The organism is Extensimonas soli, from assembly GCF_029211265.1.
Lineage (GTDB): Bacteria > Pseudomonadota > Gammaproteobacteria > Burkholderiales > Burkholderiaceae_C > Extensimonas > Extensimonas soli.
In genome coordinates this window covers 55,848-72,927 of the sequence record NZ_JARGEL010000031.1, presented here as the reverse complement: position 1 = coordinate 72,927, position 17,080 = coordinate 55,848, and the positions used below count along the sequence as shown (strand labels likewise).

21 protein-coding genes are annotated in these 17,080 nt (G+C 64.5%); 17 read left to right on the top strand and 4 right to left on the bottom strand.

Features of this window, described 5'->3' with window-relative positions; translation table 11 throughout:
• The first annotated feature begins 94 nt into the window (after positions 1 to 94).
• The 7 genes from PYV55_RS14505 to PYV55_RS14475 all read left to right on the top strand — a co-directional run bounded on the left by PYV55_RS14505 (position 95) and on the right by PYV55_RS14475 (position 7,203).
• The gene (locus tag PYV55_RS14505; RefSeq protein WP_275852596.1) at positions 95 to 691 is read left to right on the top strand and encodes a sigma-70 family RNA polymerase sigma factor; all 597 of its coding nucleotides are present in this window, start codon (positions 95 to 97) and stop codon (positions 689 to 691) included.
• The gene (locus PYV55_RS14500; RefSeq protein ID WP_275852594.1) at positions 684 to 2,975 is read left to right on the top strand and encodes a phage/plasmid primase, P4 family; all 2,292 of its coding nucleotides are present in this window, start codon (positions 684 to 686) and stop codon (positions 2,973 to 2,975) included. The genes PYV55_RS14505 and PYV55_RS14500 overlap by 8 nt, the downstream gene beginning before the upstream one ends.
• Positions 2,976 to 3,115: 140 nt before the next feature.
• Entirely contained in the window at positions 3,116 to 3,592 is a 477-nt protein-coding gene (locus PYV55_RS14495; RefSeq protein WP_275852592.1) for a crossover junction endodeoxyribonuclease RuvC, read from the top strand.
• Position 3,593: 1 nt separating this feature from the next.
• The gene (locus PYV55_RS14490; protein WP_275852589.1) at positions 3,594 to 3,803 is read left to right on the top strand and encodes a hypothetical protein; all 210 of its coding nucleotides are present in this window, start codon (positions 3,594 to 3,596) and stop codon (positions 3,801 to 3,803) included.
• Complete coding sequence (locus PYV55_RS14485) at positions 3,796 to 4,197, top strand: DUF6362 family protein (protein ID WP_275852587.1); 402 nt, start codon at positions 3,796 to 3,798, stop codon at positions 4,195 to 4,197. Before PYV55_RS14490 ends, PYV55_RS14485 begins: the two co-directional genes overlap by 8 nt.
• A gap of 328 nt (positions 4,198 to 4,525) precedes the next feature.
• The gene (locus PYV55_RS14480; protein WP_275852826.1) at positions 4,526 to 5,935 is read left to right on the top strand and encodes a site-specific DNA-methyltransferase; all 1,410 of its coding nucleotides are present in this window, start codon (positions 4,526 to 4,528) and stop codon (positions 5,933 to 5,935) included.
• The gene (locus tag PYV55_RS14475; RefSeq protein WP_275852584.1) at positions 5,932 to 7,203 is read left to right on the top strand and encodes a site-specific DNA-methyltransferase; all 1,272 of its coding nucleotides are present in this window, start codon (positions 5,932 to 5,934) and stop codon (positions 7,201 to 7,203) included. The genes PYV55_RS14480 and PYV55_RS14475 overlap by 4 nt, the downstream gene beginning before the upstream one ends.
• Here the strand turns inward: PYV55_RS14475 and PYV55_RS14470 are convergent.
• The 4 genes from PYV55_RS14470 to PYV55_RS14455 form a co-directional block, all read right to left on the bottom strand.
• Positions 7,167 to 7,535, bottom strand: a complete 369-nt coding sequence (locus PYV55_RS14470) for a hypothetical protein (protein WP_275852581.1) — start codon at positions 7,533 to 7,535, stop codon at positions 7,167 to 7,169. The two genes, PYV55_RS14475 and PYV55_RS14470, sit on opposite strands and share 37 nt — an antisense overlap.
• A 98-nt stretch (positions 7,536 to 7,633) precedes the next feature.
• The gene (locus PYV55_RS14465; protein WP_275852579.1) at positions 7,634 to 7,993 is read right to left on the bottom strand and encodes a hypothetical protein; all 360 of its coding nucleotides are present in this window, start codon (positions 7,991 to 7,993) and stop codon (positions 7,634 to 7,636) included.
• Positions 7,994 to 8,022: 29 nt separating this feature from the next.
• Complete coding sequence (locus PYV55_RS14460; RefSeq protein WP_275852577.1) at positions 8,023 to 8,547, bottom strand: DUF3489 domain-containing protein; 525 nt, start codon at positions 8,545 to 8,547, stop codon at positions 8,023 to 8,025.
• Positions 8,548 to 8,643: 96 nt separating this feature from the next.
• Complete coding sequence (locus tag PYV55_RS14455) at positions 8,644 to 8,841, bottom strand: DUF6900 domain-containing protein (RefSeq protein ID WP_275852574.1); 198 nt, start codon at positions 8,839 to 8,841, stop codon at positions 8,644 to 8,646.
• Between the two features lie 117 nt (positions 8,842 to 8,958).
• Here PYV55_RS14455 and PYV55_RS14450 point away from each other — a divergent pair, with 117 nt between their 5' ends.
• Genes PYV55_RS14450 through PYV55_RS14405 form a run of 10 tightly spaced genes read left to right on the top strand, consistent with a single transcriptional unit; the run spans position 8,959 to position 17,078 of the window.
• Entirely contained in the window at positions 8,959 to 9,498 is a 540-nt protein-coding gene (locus PYV55_RS14450) for an elements of external origin (RefSeq protein ID WP_275852572.1), read from the top strand.
• A complete protein-coding gene (locus PYV55_RS14445; RefSeq protein WP_275852569.1) occupies positions 9,498 to 11,465 on the top strand; it encodes a phage terminase large subunit family protein in 1,968 nt (655 codons plus the stop codon). The genes PYV55_RS14450 and PYV55_RS14445 overlap by 1 nt, the downstream gene beginning before the upstream one ends.
• Positions 11,466 to 11,482: 17 nt before the next feature.
• Positions 11,483 to 11,974, top strand: coding sequence for a hypothetical protein (locus PYV55_RS14440; RefSeq protein ID WP_058719280.1), 492 nt, complete (start codon positions 11,483 to 11,485; stop codon positions 11,972 to 11,974).
• A complete protein-coding gene (locus PYV55_RS14435) occupies positions 11,974 to 12,366 on the top strand; it encodes a hypothetical protein (RefSeq protein ID WP_058719281.1) in 393 nt (130 codons plus the stop codon). The genes PYV55_RS14440 and PYV55_RS14435 overlap by 1 nt, the downstream gene beginning before the upstream one ends.
• Positions 12,366 to 12,587: a phage head-tail joining protein gene (locus tag PYV55_RS14430; protein ID WP_058719282.1), complete on the top strand. Its 222-nt coding sequence runs from the start codon at positions 12,366 to 12,368 to the stop codon at positions 12,585 to 12,587. Before PYV55_RS14435 ends, PYV55_RS14430 begins: the two co-directional genes overlap by 1 nt.
• Complete coding sequence (locus tag PYV55_RS14425) at positions 12,587 to 14,098, top strand: phage portal protein (RefSeq protein WP_275852562.1); 1,512 nt, start codon at positions 12,587 to 12,589, stop codon at positions 14,096 to 14,098. Before PYV55_RS14430 ends, PYV55_RS14425 begins: the two co-directional genes overlap by 1 nt.
• 9 nt (positions 14,099 to 14,107) lie before the next feature.
• Positions 14,108 to 15,346, top strand: coding sequence for a S49 family peptidase (locus tag PYV55_RS14420; RefSeq protein ID WP_275852559.1), 1,239 nt, complete (start codon positions 14,108 to 14,110; stop codon positions 15,344 to 15,346).
• An 18-nt stretch (positions 15,347 to 15,364) separates the two neighbouring features.
• The gene (locus tag PYV55_RS14415) at positions 15,365 to 15,742 is read left to right on the top strand and encodes a head decoration protein (protein ID WP_147073275.1); all 378 of its coding nucleotides are present in this window, start codon (positions 15,365 to 15,367) and stop codon (positions 15,740 to 15,742) included.
• A gap of 17 nt (positions 15,743 to 15,759) precedes the next feature.
• Positions 15,760 to 16,779, top strand: a complete 1,020-nt coding sequence (locus PYV55_RS14410; protein ID WP_058719286.1) for a major capsid protein — start codon at positions 15,760 to 15,762, stop codon at positions 16,777 to 16,779.
• The gene (locus PYV55_RS14405; protein WP_275852550.1) at positions 16,776 to 17,078 is read left to right on the top strand and encodes a head-tail joining protein; all 303 of its coding nucleotides are present in this window, start codon (positions 16,776 to 16,778) and stop codon (positions 17,076 to 17,078) included. Before PYV55_RS14410 ends, PYV55_RS14405 begins: the two co-directional genes overlap by 4 nt.
• Positions 17,079 to 17,080 lie beyond the last annotated feature (2 nt).

Sequence of the window (17,080 nt, the reverse complement as noted above, 5' to 3'; positions counted from 1 at the left end):
GTCTCGAAGCGCATTCCGCACTACCGGGTTGGCCAGATGGTTCGCTTCCGGATCTCGGAGCTCAGGGCATGGGCAGTCACGCAAGGAGGCACACATGAGTGACTACCGTGTTCGTATTTCCGTGCGCAATGCCCGGCTGCTGCGTGCCATCGAGCGGGCGGGGCACAGGCCGGGCGCACCGTTCGCTGCCGCCGCCGGCATCAGCTACTACGGGGCGCTGTTACCCTACATCAACCTCACTCGGTCGCCGCTGACGCCGGATGGTTTGCTGCGGGAATGCGCGTGGAACCTGTGCGACTTCCTGAACGCATCACCCTCAGACCTGTGGTCGGATGCCCAGCTCCAGCCGCTGGAAACGAACCATTCCAGCATCGATCTGGATGCAGACAGCGTGCAAGCCCTAGCCTGTAGAACGGCGTCTGCAGACCCACTGCGGTTGGCCTGCCACGCGCAGGCAGGCCGCATCATCCAGGATGCGCTCGATTCGCTGACGCCGCGTGAGGCGGACGTGATCCGCGAGCGCTTCTTTGTCGGCTCGTCACTCGACGAGATCGCCGAGAAGATGGAGGTCACGCGCGAGCGCGTCCGCCAAATCGAGGGGAAGGCCCTGCGCAAGTTGCGCCACGAATCTCGTATCCCGCAGGAGCTGGCCGGTATCGCCGATGTGATCGGAGGTGGCGCAGATGATTGACTTCAACGACACCCAAAAACCCGTCGAGCCCAAGCGCATCCTTGACGACCACCAACGTGAGGAGCTGCGTGCCGGACTGATCGCGGGTCTTTCCTCGGTGCTGGCCACGCTGTTTCCGGCAGGCAAGAAGCGCCGTGGCAAGTTCCTGATCGGCGACGTGCTGGGCAGTCCCGGCGACAGCCTCGAAGTGGTGCTCGATGGCGAGAAGGCCGGACTGTGGACGGATCGTGCCACCGGTGACGGCGGCGACATCTACGCGCTGATCGGTGCGCACCTCGGCATCGACGTGCTGAACGACTTTCCGCGTGTGCTCGACGCCGCTGCCGATCTGCTCGGACGCTCGCGTTCTCTACCTTCGCGCAAGGCCAGCAAGAAGGACGTGCCGGTCGACGAACTCGGTCCCGCCACCGCCAAGTGGGACTACCTCGATGCGGCTGGCCATCTGATCGCGGTCGTCTACCGCTACGACCCGCCCGGGCAGAAAAAGCAGTTCCGGCCCTGGGATGCGAAGCGGCGCAAGATGGCACCGCCAGACCCGCGTCCGCTCTACAACCAGCCGGGGATGACCAGCGCCGCGCAGGTGGTGTTGGTCGAGGGCGAAAAATGCGCGCAGGCCTTGATCGACGCGGGCATCGTGGCCACCACGGCGATGCACGGTGCCAACGCTCCGGTCGATAAGACCGACTGGTCGCCGCTGTCCGGCAAGGCCGTGCTGATCTGGCCTGACCGCGACAAACCGGGCTGGGAGTACGCGACGCAGGCAGCACAGGCCATCCTGTCGGCGGGTGCGAAATCCTGCCACATCCTCTATCCGCCTGAGGAGGCTGCCGAGGGCTGGGACGTGGCGGACGCCATCGCCGAGGGCTTCGACGTCGCCACCTTCCTTACCCACGGCCCGCGCCTGCAGATGCACGACGTGGCCGATGACGTCGATCCGGTGGTCAGCAGCGACGAATCCGTCTGGGGTACCGAGGACGCGCTGGCGCTGTCTTTCACCCGCCGCTACCACCGCGACTGGCGCTACGTGGCGGCCTGGGGTCGGTGGCTGGTGTGGGATGGGCAACGCTGGCGCACCGAGGACACGCTGGCCGCGACCGACCTGATCCGCAGCGTCTGCCGCCAGACCGCCGTGCGCGCCGACAACCCCAAGGTCGCGGCGAAGCTCGCCAGCGCCAGCACGGTCGGGGGTGTGGAACGGCTGGCGCGGGCAGACCGCAGGCACGCGGCCACCACCGACGAGTGGGACGCCGATCCGTGGCTGCTCAACACACCCGGTGGCGTGGTCGATCTCAAGACCGGTCGCAAGCGCGCGAACGACCGCGCCGATCGGATGACCAAGATCACTACCGCCACGCCGGGTGGCGACTGCCCGCAATGGATGGCATTCCTGTCCGACATCGCGGGCGGCGATGTTGACCTGCAGGCCTACCTGCAGCGGATGGTCGGCTATTGCCTCACCGGCGTGACCAGCGCCCACGCGCTGTTCTTCCTGTACGGCACGGGTGCCAACGGCAAGAGCGTGTTCGCCAACGTCATCAGCACCATCCTCGGTGACTACGCCGCCACCGCGTCGATGGACACCTTCGTCGAGACGCGTGGCGACCGCCATCCGACCGATCTGGCGGGCCTGCGTGGCGCGCGCTTCGTGACGGCCATCGAAACCGAGCAAGGACGGCGCCTGAACGAGTCCAAGGTCAAGGCCATCACCGGAGGCGACAAGATCTCCGCGCGCTTCATGCGCCAGGACTTCTTCGAGTACACGCCGCAGTTCAAGCCGGTCATCGTCGGCAACCACAAGCCCGCTATCCGCAACATCGACGAAGCGATGAAGCGGCGGATGCACATGATCCCCTTCACGGTGACGATTCCGCCCGAGCGGCGCGATGGCCGTCTGACCGAGAAGCTGCTGGCCGAACGCGACGGGATTCTGGCGTGGGCCGTGGCCGGATGCCTTGCGTGGCAGCGCGAAGGCTTGAAGCCGCCCGCCAGCGTGGTGTCGGCGACCGAGGAGTATTTCGAGTCCGAGGATGCGCTGGGCCGCTGGCTCGATGAACGCTGCGTGCGCGCGCCCAACGCCAAATCGCTGACCGCCGAACTGTTCACCGACTGGAAGCAGTGGGCTGAGGCCGCCGGGGAGTTCATCGGCGCGCAACGACGCTTCTCCGATCTGCTGATCACGCGCGGGATCGAGAAGTGGCGCAACGGCATGGGCGTGCGCGGGTTCCAGGGCATTGGCCTCAAGCACCCGCCGATGCCCGCCTACACCCCCTACGCGGACAACTGACTCCCATGAAAACCACGTCGTCTGACGCAGCTGACGCATTTGCACGTAACTCTCTATACGCGTGCGCGCGTGCGCCTCACGGAGAGTTTCGGTATTCCGTGTCAGCTGCGTCAGACCTGCACCGGACAAGGACTGACACCATGACTACCACCATCCTCGCCCTCGATCTGGGCACGACCACCGGCTGGGCGCTGCGGGGCAGCGACCGCCACATCACCAGCGGTTCCGAGAGCTTTCGTCCGCAGCGCTTCGAAGGCGGCGGAATGCGCTTCTTGCGCTTCAAGCGCTGGCTCACCGAGATCAAGCAATCCTGTGACGGCATCGACTGCCTGCACTTCGAGGAAGTCCGCCGCCACGTCTCGACCGACGCGGCGCACGCCTACGGCGGATTCCTCGCCACGCTCACCGCGTGGTGCGAGCACCACCAGATCCCGTATCAGGGCGTGCCGGTCGGCACGATCAAAAAGCACGCCACCGGCAAAGGCAACGCGGGCAAGGAGGATGTGATCGCCGCCATCCGGGCACGCGGTCATGCCCCGGTCGATGACAACGAAGCCGACGCTCTGGCACTGCTGCACTGGGCTATCGAACAGCACGCACTGGAACGGGAGGTGTGAGATGAAGATTCCGACACCCCAATACCGCTGCCCGCTCGGGCGATTCCGGCCCGACGTCCAGGACGTGGACGCCATCAAGCAACGTGGCTGGCGCGACCAGCGCATTCTGGTCGTCTCACCCGACGATGAACGGCTCGACTGGATGGAGCGCGAACTGGTACGCCAGATCGGCGAGCGCCTCTACGGCGCGGGAGGACGACGCCATGACTGACCGTTACACGGCTTGGACGATTGAGGACGTGGCCGCCCGCTTCGAGGAAGCCGCCGCTACCTCCCGACGCCTGCCACCCGTGCGGGTGCAGGGCCACTTCAACTGCTGGCCCGCCATCGTGCGCCGGGAGTGGGAGACGTTCGCTGCCGACGAGAAGGTCTACCGCCCATTCCCGCCCGCACCGGACGCCATCGACCGGATGCTGGAGACGATGCAGTGGGTGCAGTGGCTGGAGGTCGAACAGCGCCACCTTGTGTGGATGCGCGCCAAGCGCTACGGCTGGCGAGACGTCACGATTCGCTTTGCTTGCGACCGGACGACGGCGTGGCGGCGGTGGCAGAAGGCATTGCAGACGGTGGCTGACCAGCTCAACGACTGCCTCGTCGCGAGATAGTCTTTGAACGCGAATGAGCGCGGATAGGCTGTCATGCGCTGCCATCAGCTACCAACTGCGGCTTTTGCCCCTGCAACAAAGCAGGCCGATCAGGGGTAGTATTTCAGCTATCTTCTGGACAGCGGTGACGGTTCGGCGAGTGGCCTGAGGCAAAAGGGGTCCTTCCTTCCGAAAATCCAATGCGGGGGGCGCGAGCGCGGCAGTCGTCTAGCGTCCGACTGCAAACCAAGGTTTGCAGGGTTTGCAGTTTGCACCCGCACCAGTCCGCACCCATCACGAGCCCGCCCACGGTTTTCCGTCGGCGGGCTTTCCTTTTGAGGAACCGATTCTGAACACGCTCAACGTCGAGTACCGCAAGGTCGAGGCGCTGATCCCCTACGCCCGTAATCCACGCACGCACACGGATGAGCAGGTGGCCAAGATCGCCGCCAGCATCGTCGAGTACGGCTGGACGAATCCGGTTCTGGTGGACGGCGACAACGGGATCATCGCGGGCCACGGTCGTCTGGCCGCCGCGCGCAAGCTCGGGCTGGATCAGGTGCCGGTCATAGAACTGGCGCACCTCTCGCCCACGCAGAAGCGTGCCTACGTCATCTCTGACAACCGGCTGGCGCTCGACGCCGGTTGGAACGAGGAGATGCTGGCGCTGGAGATGGCCGAGCTGTCCGAGGCCGGGTACGACCTTGCGTTGACCGGTTTCGAGGATGCTGAGATCGAGGCCTTGCTCGCTGACGAGGTGGAAACCGATGACGCCGACCAGGAGGCAGATGCCGACGAACCGGACGCTGCTGATGATGTGCCGGATGCCCCTGTGGTGCCGGTGTCCCGCACCGGCGATGTCTGGGCCATCGGCTCCCACCGTCTGATCTGTGGCGATGCCACCGACCCGACAGCAGTCGCCACGCTGATGCAGGGCGATGCGGCCCGGCTGTGCTTCACCTCACCGCCTTACGGCAACCAGCGTGACTACACCAGCGGCGGTGTCAAGGATTGGGATGGCCTGATGCGCGGCGTGTTTGCCAACGTGCCAACGGCCGACGACGGCCAGGTGCTGGTCAACCTCGGGTTGATCCACCGCGACAACGAAGTCATCCCGTATTGGGATGCGTGGCTTGGCTGGATGCGCACGCAGGGTTGGCGGCGCTTCGCGTGGTACGTCTGGGATCAAGGACCGGGGATGCCCGGAGACTGGGCTGGTCGCTTTGCGCCGAGTTTCGAGTTCGTATTTCACTTCAACCGCGCCAGCCGCAAGCCCAACAAGATCGTGCCCTGCAAGCACGCGGGCCAGGAGTCGCACCTGCGTGCCGATGGCTCGTCCACGGCGATGCGCGGCAAGGACGGCGAGGTCGGCGGCTGGACGCACAAGGGGCAGCCGACGCAGGACACCCGGATTCCCGACTCGGTGATCCGCGTGATGCGTCACAAGGGCAAGATCGGTCAGGACATCGACCACCCGGCTGTGTTCCCGGTGGCGTTGCCGGAGTTCGTGATCGAGGCCTACACGGACGCAGGCGACATCGTGTTCGAACCTTTTGGCGGCAGCGGCACGACGATGCTGGCCGCGCAGCGCACCGGTCGTGTGTGTCGCAGCGTTGAGATCGCGCCGGAGTACGTGGACGTCGCCATCAAGCGCTTCCAGCAGAACCACTCCGGCGTGCCCGTCACGTTGCTGGCCACCGGCCAATCCTTCGATGACGTCGCCAGTGAACGTCTGGCCACCACGGAGGTAGCGCAATGACCGCCTCGTGGTTTGCCGACAAGATCGAGCAGTGGCCGACCGCCAAACTGCTGCCCTACGCCCGCAATGCGCGCACCCACTCGGACGATCAGGTGGCGCAGATCGCTGCCTCGATTGCCGAGTTCGGATTCACCAATCCGATCCTCGCCGGTAGCGATGGTGTCATCGTGGCCGGGCACGGACGGCTTGCTGCTGCGCAGAAGCTCGGGCTGGCGGTGGTGCCGGTGGTGGTGCTCGATCATCTGAGCGCGACGCAGCGCCGGGCCCTGGTGATCGCGGACAACCGCATCGCCGAGAACGCGGGCTGGGACGACGCGATGCTGCGCATCGAGATCGCGTCCCTTCAGGATGACGACTTCGACGTGTCGCTGACCGGCTTCGATGCCGATGCACTTGCGGAATTGATGGCGGGCGACGAGCCGGATGGCGAAGGCGAAACCGATGACGATGCGGTGCCCGAGGTGTCAGAGACACCCGTCTCGCGCCCGGGCGATGTCTGGCTGCTCGGTGGCCACCGTCTGCTGTGTGGCGACTCCACTGTGGCTGAGAGCTACGACCGGGTTCTCGATGGCGAGCCGGTGGATATGGTCTTCACCGACCCGCCGTACAACGTGAACTACGCCAACAGCGCCAAGGACAAGATGCGCGGCAAGGATCGCGCGATCCTGAACGACAACCTCGGCGACGGCTTCTACGACTTCCTGCTGGCGGCGTTGACGCCGACCATCGGGAACTGCCGGGGCGGCATCTACGTGGCGATGTCGTCCAGCGAACTGGATGTGCTGCAGGCAGCGTTCCGTGCCGCCGGTGGAAAGTGGTCGACGTTCATCATCTGGGCCAAGAACACCTTCACGCTGGGCCGGGCCGACTACCAGCGCCAGTACGAGCCAATCTTGTACGGATGGCCCGAGGGCGCGCAGCGTCACTGGTGCGGCGACCGCGACCAGGGTGACGTCTGGAACATCAAGAAGCCGCAGAAGAACGACCTGCATCCGACGATGAAGCCGGTGGAGTTGGTCGAGCGCGCGATACGCAATTCGAGCCGACCGGGCAACGTGGTGCTCGACCCGTTCGGGGGCTCCGGCACGACGCTGATCGCCGCCGAAAAGTCAGGGCGGCTGGCACGGCTGATCGAACTCGACCCTAAGTACGTGGACGTGATCGTGCGGCGCTGGCAGGAATGGGCTGGCAAGCAAGCCACCCGCGAGTCGGATGGCGCGCTGTTCGATGATCAGGCGGCGAGCGACTCCTCGTTGATCTCGCAGTGAATCACAAAGCCCGTCAGGTAAGGCAGGCCGCGCGGGATGCCGTACTGCTTGCTGGTCTGGCGGCCAATCGTCCAGCCCATCCACTGTTGGGTGGCGGCGTTGATCGCGTCCGCTAGGGTCTGGCCCTGGTACAGCCCGTTTTGCACATCGTCCGCAAAGTGGCGTCCGTGGCGGCTGTCGAGGAAGACCTGGACTGATTCGAGGGGCTGGCTGGTGGCGTCCGAGATGGCCCTCATCGCCAGGGGCCACGCGGTGCTGGCGTGTTCGTTCATCGTGCCCCAGAAGCCCCAGGCTTCGTTCTGGGTGGCGGGGATCTGTTGGTTGGTGTTCATCTCTGGCTCCTTGGGGTTGATCGTTGCGACACCCGTAGTAACGCGCTGTTCGATTGAGAAGCCAAGCTGTTCTTGGCTTCTTTCTCAATCTATTTCGATCACCCGAGACGGGCCACGTAGCGTGCGTAGTCGCCGCCCTCTGGATTCACGTAAAGGTAGGGGCGACCCGGTGCGGTGACCTCGACGCAAAGATAGCCGTCACAAGTGCCGCCACCTTTGCCACGCAGCCAGTCGCGCGATACCAACAGGCTGCGGGCAAAGGCATCGAACTCGTCGACGGTGAGTTCCTTCGTCTCGGTGACGTAGACCTTGGTCTGACCCTGGCCGCCAACTTCGTCCAAGTCGGCAGGCTTGCGGGCAAACGGCAATCGGACGCTCAACTCCTCGACCTGCAAGGTGGTGTCGCCAAACTGAAGGGTGCGAGGCGTGCGTTCGATGGTGATGGTCATGGTGCTCATGGATGTTCTCCTGGGTGTTGGCGTGGCGATCAGGCTTCTGCGGCGATCCGGTAGACCCGCTCGCCACCTTGGGCCTTGTCCGAGACGATGGTCAGGCCAAGCTTCTTCTTGAAGGCTCCGGCAAAGGTGCCGCGCACCGTGTGCGCCTGCCAGCCGGTGGTCTCGCAGATCTGCTGCACCGTTGCCCCTTCGGGGCGCCGCAGCATCTGGATCACGGTGGCCTGCTTGCTGTTCTCGCGGGTGCGAGGTTTGGCGGCCGCCTTTTCTTGCGCCCACGTGGCCTCGGCTGCCGTCACGGCTGCGTCGAGTTCGGAGTCGGCGGTCACTGGCGCAGGCGCAGGCCGGGCGCGCCCCATCGCGTCGTAGCCCTCGGCTGCAACGAACCAGTGGGTGCCGTCGGAGGTGATCAGCGCGCGGTTGAAAAGGCCATCGAGCACCTTCTTGCGTGCCCCGCCTTTGATGTTTTCGGGGAACCAGTCGATCTTGCCGTCGGTGTGTTCGAGGGCGTAGGCCAGGATCGCGTGCTGCGCCGGGGTCAGTTGGGTGGTGGTCATTTGCTTCTCCTTCGGAGGGGTTGATGGGGTGACGTGATGAACGCGCTGTTCGGGAGTGAAGCCAAGCGCTTTCTGCTTGGCTTCGACGGTTCTTGATCAGTTGTTGGCCTTGTCCGACTTCGCCGCCTTGCGGCCCTGTTCGACGCCTGCGTTGAACGCGGCTTCAAGGGCGTCGCGCAGGCACCAAACCGCCACGTCGTGGAAGTCGAGGCTGTCCGACTTGCGGGTTTCCAGGGTTTCGATGCCCAGCTTGCTTTGCGCGATCTGGGTCAGGAGTTGTTCGAGCTTGCTCATTGCTGCGTCCTTTGATGGTGTTGATGACGTCCGTATGAACGCGCTGTTCCAGAGAGAAGCCAAGCTGATTTCGAGTGAATGACGAACTAATGATTGAAGGGGCAACCGGTTCTCAAAATGGGCATTTCGATTCGCGCTTACGCCCGTCACCGTGGTGTGACCGACACCGCTGTTCACAAGGCAATTCGCGCAGGTCGGATCACGCCGGAGACTGACGGCACCATTGATGCCGACCGTGCTGATCGCGAGTGGGCTCGCAACTCCGATGTGCCGAAGACCGGTACGCGGGCCAAGGCCGCAAAGGTCGCCGTGCCGGAAGGCGGTACCGGTGTTGGCGGTGATGGGCCTGCGGCCCTACCCACTGGCGGCGCGTCCCTGCTTCAGGCGCGCACGGTCAATGAGGTCGTCAAGGCGCAGACCAACAAGGTGCGTCTGGCCCGGCTGAAGGGCGAGTTGGTGGATCGGCCGCAGGCCATCGCCCACGTTTTCAAGCTGGCGCGCTCCGAGCGCGATGCGTGGCTGAACTGGCCAGCGCGCATCTCGGCGCAGATGGCGGCCAAGCTCAATATCGATCCGCACACGATGCACGTCGCCCTGGAGGCGGCGGTACGTGAGCACCTGCAGGAACTGGGCGAACTGCGGCCCCGGGTGGACTGATGCTGGATGTTGAATACGAAGGCGCTGCCGAAATCGAGCGCGCGTGGCGTGAAGGGCTTACGCCCGATCCTCTGCTCTCGGTGTCCGAATGGTCGGACCGCCACCGGATGCTCTCCAGCAAGGCATCCGCCGAGCCAGGACGCTGGCGCACCAGCCGCACGCCGTACCTGAAGGCGATCATGGACTGCCTGTCACCGACTTCGCCGGTCGAGCGCGTGGTGTTCATGAAAGCCGCACAGCTCGGTGCGACCGAGATGGGCTCGAACTGGATCGGCTACGTGATCCACCACGCGCCGGGGCCGATGATGGCGGTATGGCCGACGGTGGATATGGCCAAGCGCAATTCCAAGCAGCGGATCGATCCGTTGATCGAGGAGTCGGCGGCGCTGAGCGAACTGATCTCCCCGGCACGGTCACGCGACTCGGGCAACACCATCCTGGCCAAGGAGTTCCGGGGCGGTGTTCTGGTGATGACCGGGGCCAACAGCGCGGTCGGACTGCGCTCGATGCCGGTGCGGTATCTGTTCCTCGACGAGGTAGACGGCTATCCACTGGACGTCGAGGGCGAAGGCGATGCGATCTCGCTGGCGGAGGCGCGCACGCGAACCTTCGCTCGGCGCAAGATCTTCATCGTTTCAACCCCGACGATCTCGGGGGCGAGCGCCATCGAGCGCGAGTACGAAGCCAGTGATCAGCGCCGCTACTTCGTGCCGTGCCCGCATTGCTCGCATCGCCAGTGGCTGCGCTTCGAGCAGTTGCGATGGGAGAAGGGTCAACCGGACACTGCGGCGTACATCTGCGAATCGTGCGACGAGTCGATTGCCGAGCACCACAAGACCTGGATGCTGGAGCACGGCGAATGGCGCGCGATGATCAGCGACGGCACCGGCAAGACGGCGGGGTTTCACCTGTCGTCGCTTTACAGCCCGGTCGGTTGGCGCGGTTGGCGCGACATTGCCGCCGCGTGGGAAAGCTCGGTGAACAAGGAATCGGGGTCGGCGGCCGCCATCAAGACCTTCAAGAACACCGAGCTGGGCGAAACCTGGGTCGAGGAAGGCGAAGCGCCCGACTGGCAACGGCTGGTAGAGCGCCGCGAGGAATACCGGATCGGCACGGTGCCAACGGGCGGATTGCTCCTGGTGGGCGCTGCCGACGTGCAGAAGGATCGCATCGAGGCATCCATCTGGGCCTTCGGACGTGGCAAGGAATCCTGGCTGGTCGAACACCGCGTGCTGATGGGCGACACCGCCCGCGACGCGGTGTGGAAGCGACTCGCCGAGTTGCTTGCGGAAAACTGGACACACACCTCGGGCGCGGCGATGCCGCTGGCCCGTTTCGCCCTGGATACCGGCTTTGCGACGCAAGAGGCCTACGCCTTCGTGCGGGCCTGCCGTGACCCGCGCGTGATGCCTGTCAAGGGCGTACCGCGAGGGGCGGCACTGATCGGCACGCCGACGGCCATCGATGTTTCGCAAGGCGGCAAGAAGCTGCGCCGGGGCATCAAGGTGTTCACGGTGGCGGTCGGCATCGCCAAGCTGGAGTTCTACAACAACCTGCGCAAGGGCACGGACGTCAGCGACGACGGCGTGACCACCGTCTACCCGACTGGGTTCGTCCACCTGCCCAAGATCGACGCGGAGTTCATCCAGCAGCTCTGCGCCGAACAGTTGATTACCCGCCGCGACCGCAACGGCTTCCCGGTGCGCGAGTGGCAAAAGATGCGCGAGCGCAATGAAGCGCTCGATTGCTACGTGTACGCCCGCGCGGCCGCATCGGCGGCGGGCCTGGATCGCTTCGAGGAACGCCACTGGCGAGAACTGGAGCGGCAACTCGGGATGGAACGGCCACCGGATGAGCCGCCCCCGATTCAAACATTCGACCCAGACGAGGCCACCCAACGAGGTGGCCTTTCTGTTTCTGCAACCCCATCACGGCGGCGCGTCATCAAGAGCCGCTGGTTGTCCTGATTTTCAGAGGAGTTTTCATGAGTCTTGCCACCCGTATCGAGAGCCTGGTCATCCGAGTTGCTCAGGAGTTCAACGACGTCCGTGCGACGGCAGGCAGTCTGGCCAGCCTGTCCACCAACGACAAGTCGAGTCTGGTCGCCGCCATCAACGAGCTCAAGGCGGCGGTTCTGTCCGCGATGGCCATCGATGACAACCAGATCGCCACCACCAGCACCTATTCGTCGAACAAGATCGTGTCGCTGCTGGACGCGCTCAAGGCCGACATTCTGGGTGGTGCCGACGCCGCCTACGACACCCTGGTGGAAATTCAGCAGGCGCTGCAGAACGGCACCAGCGGTCTGGATGCGATTCTGGCTGCGGTCAATCTCCGTGTTCGCTTCGACGCGGCGCAGACCTTGACCGTAGCCGAGCAGCTGCAGGCCCGTACCAACATCGGGGCGGTCGCGGCCAGCGACGTTGGCAACACCGATACCGACTTCGTCGTGATCTTCGATGGGGCGCTGGCCTGATGAGTCTTGCGTCCAGCATCGCCGCCTTGGCTGCGCGCATTGGCTTCGAGGTCAAGACCAAGATCGACGCCACCCATCCCGGCGTTGCCCGGGTATGGGTCAGCTTCGGCTACGTGGGCGGTCAGGTCGTGATTGCCAGCGCGCTCAACGTCGCCAGCGTGGTGCGCACGGCGGCTGGCCGTTACCGCGTGCATTTCGCGGTAGCGATGCCGGATGCGAATTACTGCTGGACGGCACTCGCCCGTAGCAGCACCAACACCGGCCAGCAGCGCGTTGCCATCGTGCGCGCCAGCTCCGACCTCAAGACCGCGCAGTACGTCGACATCTCCTGTGCGACGGCTGCGGCGTCATTTGACGACTCCTCTGAAATCAACCTCGTGGTGTACCGCTGATGGCCTACACAGAAGTCCAACTCCAGGCATTGGAGACCGCGCTCGCCAAGGGCGAACGCCGCGTCAGCTTCGGCGACAAGACCGTCGAGTACCGCTCGGTCGATGAACTGAAGGCCGCGATCCGCGAGGTCAAGCGCGGCATCCTGGAACAGGCAGCCGCCACCGGTCTATGGCCGGGTGCGCCGCGCCAGATCCGGGTCACGACCTCGAAGGGGTTCTGATGGCCTGGTATTCGAAGATCCGAAGCCTGTTCGGCCAGCCACCCGTCCACGAAGCGGCTGGCCGTGGCCGCCGTTCGCTGGCGTGGATGCCCGGCAACCCCGGCGCGGTCGCCGCGATGTTGGCGACCAACACCGAGCTGCGCATCAAGAGCCGAGACCTTGTGCGCCGCAATGCCTGGGCGCAGGCCGGGATTGAGGCTTTCGTGTCCAACGCGGTCGGCACTGGCATCAAGCCGCAGAGTTTGGCAGCAGACGAACGTTTTAAGACCGACGTCCAGGCGCTGTGGCGTGACTGGACGGAGGAAGCCGACGCTGCAGGTCAGACCGACTTCTATGGCCTGCAGGCGCTGGCCTGCCGCGCGATGCTCGAAGGCGGTGAATGCCTGATCCGGCTGCGCCCGCGTCGTCCGGAGGACGGACTGGTTGTTCCTCTGCAGCTTCAGTTGCTGGAGCCCGAGCATCTGCCGATTAGCCTCAACCTCGATCTGCCTTCGGGCAACGTGGTGCGCTCTGGCATCGAATTCGACAGCCTCGGGCGGCGCGTCGCTTACCACCTGTACCGCTCGCACCCCGAAGACGGTCGGCTGGCTCCGATGTCGGGCCAGGGCGGGATGGACACGGTGCGCATCGATGCGAAAGAAATCATCCACCTGTTCCGCGTCCTGCGTCCCGGCCAGATCCGGGGCGAGCCGTGGTTGTCGCGGGCCCTGGTCAAGCTCAACGAACTCGACCAGTACGACGACGCCGAACTGGTGCGCAAGAAGACCGCCGCGATGTTCGCGGGGTTCGTGACCCGGCAGAACCCGGAGGACAACCTGATGGGCGAAGGTGCTGCCGATGGCGATGGCATCGCGCTGGCCGGTCTGGAGCCGGGCACCTTGCAGATTCTGGAGCCTGGAGAGGACATCAAGTTCTCTGACCCAGCCGACGTCGGTGGCTCGTATGGCGAGTTCCTGCGCACGCAGTTCCGCGCGGTCGCCGCTGCCATCGGCGTCACCTACGAGCAGTTGACCGGCGACCTGACAGGCGTGAACTACTCGTCCATTCGCGCCGGGATGCTCGAGTTCCGGCGTCGCTGCGAGATGGTGCAGCACGGTGTGCTCGTGCATCAGATGTGCCGTCCGGTGTGGGCCGCGTGGATGAAGCAGGCCGTGCTCGCCGGTGCCATCGAAGCCCCCGGCTTCGCGCGTGGCGGCCCAGCCCGTCGCCGCCAGTACCTGCAGGTGAAGTGGATTCCCCAGGGCTGGCAGTGGGTCGACCCCGAGAAGGAGTTCAAGGCAATGCTGCTGGCCATCCGCGCCGGGCTGATGAGCCGCTCGGAAGCCATTTCCGCTTTTGGCTACGACGCCGAGGACGTTGACCGCGAGATCGCCGCCGACAACCAGCGCGCCGACGACCTCGGGTTGATCTTCGACTCCGACCCGCGCCGCACGTCCAAGGACGGCGGGAGCGCGGAGCCGAACAAGAACGCTGCAGACACCACGCAAACCGGCGACTCACCGTCTGCCTGAAGGATTCCCATGACCCTGTTGCCCCATTTGGCGGCACGCCTCTACGGTGTGCCGCTGGCGATCCATCGCCCCAAACTTGACGTGATCCTGGCCGTGCTCGGCCCCCGGATCGGCTTGGCTGATCTGGCTGCGCCTTCGGGCTTCACGCCGCCCGCACGTCCCGCATCCACTCAGACGACGAAGGTCGCAGTCATCCCCATCCACGGCACGCTGGTGCGACGCACCGTGGGCCTGGAAGCCGAATCCGGATTGACCAGCTACGCAGGGCTGACCGCGCAGTTGGACGCCGCGCTGGCCAGCCCCGATGTCGCCGCCATCCTGCTCGACGTTGACTCGCCGGGTGGCGAGTCGGGCGGCGTGTTCGATCTGGCCGACCGCATCCGTGCGGCGTCCAGCATCAAGCCAGTCTGGGCGGTGGCCAATGACATGGCGTTCTCGGCGGCCTACGCCCTGGCATCTGCGGCGAGCAAGGTGTTCGTCTCGCGCACCGGCGGCGTCGGCTCGATTGGCGTCATTGCGATGCACGTCGACCAGTCGGAGAAGGATGCTCAAGACGGCGTTCGCTACACGGCGGTCTTCGCGGGCGACCGCAAGAACGATCTCAACCCCCACGAGCCGATTTCCAGCGAAGCCCACGCCTTTCTCAAGGGCGAGGTGAATCGCGTCTACGGCCTGTTCGTCGAGACGGTGGCCCGCAACCGTGGCATCGAGGCATCTGCGGTGCGTGACACCGAGGCTGGGCTGTTCTTCGGGCAAGCCGCCGTTGCCATCGGGCTGGCCGACGCCATCGGCACCTTTGACGACGCCCTTGCGCAGCTCTGCGAATCCGTTTCCCCACTCCCGAAGTTGGCGGCAAGCCACGCGGGACTTTTTAGCAACCTCCAGATGGAGTCTTCCATGAATGATCGAACCGACCCCGCTGCTCCTGATCGGCTTGCTGCTGATCCTGCTGGCAGTCTTTCTCAACCGGCCGCCGCCGCCACCGCCATGACCGTGGCCGACGCGATTGAGGTCGCCCAGACCTGCACCCTGGCCGGGCGCACCGACCTGATCGCGGGCTTCCTCGAATCGAAGGCATCGCCCGCCAAGGTGCGCAGCCAGTTGCTGGCCACCCAGGCCGAAGCCAGTCCCGAAATCGTCAGCCGTATCGACCCGCAGTCGGCCATGTCGGCAAGTAGCACTGGCCATCCCGCCTCTCCCCACAACCCTCTGATCCAGGCCGTCAAAAGTCGCCTGGGCACCAAGTAACCCAAAAAGGAGCATCCCGTGCCCGCAATGCAAGAACCAATCAACCTCGGCGACCTCCTGAAGTACGAGGCGCCCAATCTCTATTCGCGCGACCGCGTGACCGTGGCAGCTGGCCAGACCTTGCCGCTGGGTACGGTGCTCGGGCAGATCACGGCGACGGGCAAGGTCAAGCAGATCGACCCGTCGGCCACCGATGGCAGCCAGTACTCCGCTGGTGTGCTTATGCAGGACGCCGATGCTGCTCTCGCCGACCGCAACGACGGGCTGATGGTGGCGCGTCACGCCATCGTGTCAGACCACGCACTGCATTGGCCCACCGGCATCACGACTGCGGAGCAGCAAGCAGCGATCCAACAACTCAAAGCACTGGGCGTCCTGGTGCGTATCGGCGCCTAACGCCAAGGAGACTCAATATGCAAAACCCATTCATCAGTCCGGCATTTTCGATGGCATCAATGACTGCAGCCATCAACTTGATCCCCAACCGTTACGGACGCCTGGAGGAGTTGAATCTGTTCCCGCCCAAGCCGGTTCGAACGCGCCAGGTGATTGTCGAAGAACGCGCCGGTGTCCTGAACCTCCTTCCGACCCAGCCGCCAGGCTCTCCGGGAACAGTGAATGTGCGTGGCAAGCGAACCGTCAGGTCCTTCGTCGTTCCGCACATCCCGCACGACGACGTTGTGTTGCCCGAGGAGGTTCAAGGACTACGCGCATTTGGCAGCGAAACCGAAATGGAGTCGATTGCCGGAGTGCTGGCCCAACACCTCGAGACGATGCGCAACAAGCACGCCATCACCCTAGAGCACTTGCGTATGGGGGCATTGAAAGGTGAGATCCTCGACGCCGACGGCAGCCGGATCTACAACCTGTTTGACGAGTTTGGCATCGATCAACAGAGCGTGGACTTCGAAATCAGCAGCCCAACTACTGGCACTGACGTCAAGGGCAAATGCACTGATGTCCTGGGCATCATCGAAGAAGCCCTACTCGGCGAGTTCATGACGGGAGTCCACTGCTTGTGCTCTCCAGAGTTCTTCAAGGCATTGACCGGCCACAAGGATGTCAAGACTGCCTTCACGAACTGGCAGCAAGGCGCCGTCCTTATCAATGATGTTCGCCGTGGCTTCACCTTTGGCGGCATCACTTTTGAGGAGTACCGAGGCAAGGCGACAGATGTCAACAAGACGGTCCGGCGCTTCATCGCAGCTGGCGAAGCACATGCGTTCCCTCTGGGCACCATCGATACCTTCGGAACTTACTTCGCTCCGGCCGACTTCAACGAGACTGTCAACACGATGGGCCAGCCGCTTTATGCGAAGCAGGAACCGCGCAAATTCGATCGGGGCACTGATCTGCATACGCAGGCCAACCCGCTACCGATGTGCCATCGTCCCGGGGTTCTGGTCAGGCTCGTTATGGGCGGCGGCGTATGAGTTTGGTCGCCCAGATCTATGAGTCGGCCGCGAACGCTGGGCTGCTGAAGGAGTGCCTTTGGTATCCGTCGAACGGTGCGCCATCGCAACGGCATCAGGTCGGCTTTACCGCGCCGGATGAATCCCTCCTCGATGGTCTGACTTTGAGCACCGATTACGAGATGACCTACCCGGTCACGGCATTCGGGGGTCTTGCAGTCCGCGAAGTTGTCGAAATCGGTGGCACGTCCTTCCAGGTGCGAGACATCCGTGCCGTGGGCGACGGCTCTGAGATCCGCGCCAAGCTCACCCGGCTGTAAAC